The sequence below is a fragment of the Vibrio sp. A11 genome, assembly GCF_013048705.1.
Lineage (GTDB): Bacteria > Pseudomonadota > Gammaproteobacteria > Enterobacterales > Vibrionaceae > Vibrio > Vibrio metschnikovii.
Genome location: NZ_VHSI01000044.1, coordinates 1 through 2,237 on the forward strand (window position 1 = coordinate 1; position 2,237 = coordinate 2,237).

The window sequence follows — 2,237 nt, forward strand, 5'->3', positions numbered from 1 at the left end:
AGCAAATCAATTTCAAAGACCACATCGTCCCAGTCTACCGTTGACTTATCTTTGTCCTGACCTTCTTTATCGCGTCGCAACCAGTCGCGGGTATCGTTGTAGGTAGAGCGATAATCTTGAATAGCGCGCTCGCTTGGCATGTCGATGGTTTGCATTGCCTCGATGTCAGCATCGTCCAGATAGTACTTTGACTTGAACTCTTCGACGGCTTGTTCATCACTGGTATCTAGGCTTTGCAGTGCTTTCAAGCCAGCAAATTCATCGTAGTTTTGTAAAATATTTTCTGCTTTGAGGTATTCACCAAACAGCTTGGCAAATTCTTTTTTATCTTGTTCTTTTTCAATATTTTCTGGGTTTGGAAAGCGTTGTTGCAGCTCTTTGACGATATCAACAAACCCTCGACGCGCTTGGCCCGTAACAATATCGTTAAAGCCTTCCATGTATTCTTTGTAGCTCTTCTCCAACACCACGTTTTTGGTGTTTTTGTCACCAAACAAGGTGATGGCATCAATAGTTGCCTGCTCTAAGTCCCGGAAGGTAACAATATTGCCAAAAGTTTTGGTCGCATCATAAATGCGGTTAGTGCGAGAAAATGCCTGCATTAAACCGTGATAGCGCAAATTCTTATCAACAAACAAGGTATTGAGCGTAGGCGCATCAAAGCCCGTTAAAAACATACCGACCACTATGAGTAAATCTATTTCTTGATTCTTCACGCGCTGGGCAAGGTCACGGTAGTAGTTTTGAAAGCCATTACTGTCCACGCCATAGTTAGATTTAAACAGGGCGTTGTAATCGTTAATCGCGGCGCTCAAAAACTCTTTCGCGCTGCTGTTCATCGCGCTAACTTCAAAGCTCTCATCTAAAATATCACCAATGGCATTCTGCTCTTCATTGGCTGCAAATGAGAAGATAGTTGCAATGCGCAGAGGTTTACTTGTGGGCCCATGTTCAGTCTCGGCCTGCAATGTTTTAAAGGTTTCATAATACGCTTTCGCCGCATCAACACTGCTGACCGCAAACATGGCATTAAACCCTTTGGCGCCAGAATAGGCGCGATGCGTTTTCTGGTTAAAATGGTTCAGAATATACTGCGAGATTTCACGAATGCGCATCGGATGTAAAAACGCTTGCTTGGTTTCAAAGGCGCTGAGCTTCTTATCATCCTGCTCAGTCTCAATGCTCTTAAATTGCGGGCGAACATCGTTATAGTCCACTTTGAACTTGAGTACCTTTTCATCACGTATAGCATCGGTGATCACATAGGTGTGTAACTGCTGACCAAACACGTCGCCCGTGGTTTCAGCACCCAAAGCGTTTTCAGGGAAAATGGGCGTACCGGTAAAGCCAAACTGGTAGTACTTTTTAAATTTCTTCTTCAGGTTTTTCTGCGCCTCACCAAACTGACTGCGATGACACTCATCAAAAATAAACACCACTTGCTTGTGGTAAATAGCTAAATCGCTTTCACTTTTGATTAAGTTGTTGAGCTTTTGGATGGTGGTGACGACAATCTTGTTATCGTCTTTATCAAGGTTACTCTTAAGCCCTGCGGTACTGTCTGAACCGTTCACACTATCAGGCGAGAACCGCTGATACTCTTTCATGGTTTGAAAGTCGAGATCTTTTCTGTCTACCACAAAAAACACTTTATCAATGCAGTCTAAATCGGTGGCCAAGCGTGCTGCTTTAAAGCTGGTAAGGGTTTTACCGGAACCTGTGGTGTGCCAAATGTAACCACCACTTTCTGGCTTAGCCCAATCTTTAGCGTTAAACGCGCTCTTTATCTTCCATAAAATGCGCTCGGTGGCGGCAATCTGGTAGGGGCGCATCACCAGCAAGGTATTGCTGACATCAAATACCGAGTAGCGCAAAATTACTTCAAGTAGCGTCTCTTTCTGGAAAAAAGTCGCCGTGAAATCTTTTAAATCCTTAATCAGCGTATTGTCAGATTTTGCCCAGTTCATCGTGAAGTCGAAGCTGTTCTTGTCGCGCTTAGTGGTATTGGCAAAATAGCGCGTATCGGTGCCATTAGAGATCACAAACAGCTGCAAGAACTTGTACAACGAGTTCTCTGTATTAAAGCTTTCTTTGCTGTAGCGATGTATTTGGTTAAACGCCTCACGAATAGCCACACCACGCTTTTTCAGTTCAATTTGCACCAAAGGCAAACCATTGACCAAAATCGTCACATCGTAACGGTTGGCATGGCTTCCCGTTTGCTCAAACTGCTTAAT

General features: G+C 43.9%; 1 protein-coding gene. It reads right to left on the reverse strand.

The annotated features are described in order from the left end of the window. Window positions 1–2,237, reverse strand: a 2,237-nt coding sequence (locus FKQ60_RS17150; RefSeq protein ID WP_346009514.1) for an HsdR family type I site-specific deoxyribonuclease, incomplete at its 3' end; no start/stop codon positions are given.